This window comes from Corynebacterium sp. HMSC074A01, assembly GCF_001831515.1.
Classification (GTDB): Bacteria; Actinomycetota; Actinomycetes; order Mycobacteriales; family Mycobacteriaceae; genus Corynebacterium.
Genome location: NZ_KV825599.1, coordinates 112,932 through 113,154, shown reverse-complemented (window position 1 = coordinate 113,154; position 223 = coordinate 112,932). Strand labels below are relative to the sequence as shown.

Annotated in this window: 1 protein-coding gene; it reads left to right on the top strand. The window is 63.7% G+C overall.

Annotated elements, in window-relative coordinates; translation table 11 throughout:
- Positions 1-223, top strand: a 223-nt coding sequence (locus tag HMPREF2550_RS12175) for a hypothetical protein (RefSeq protein WP_168167669.1), incomplete at both ends; no start/stop codon positions are given.

Here is a 223-nt window from a genome sequence, read left to right as displayed (position 1 = left end):
ACTCGGATAAAGACCGGTGGCACTACCGCCAGCGTTTGTGCGAGACTGAAGGCGATCTGCGCACGGTGATGAACCGGGCGAAGGCGCTGAAGAAAGAGCTGAAACCGCCCGCGCCGCGTGCGCCGAAAGCGTCGGTGACCTTCCACGATAAGGGCTGGTCGACCGTGCACATCACCGGGCGCACCACGGATATCCTGCCGGTCTACCGGGCGGCGAAAGACGA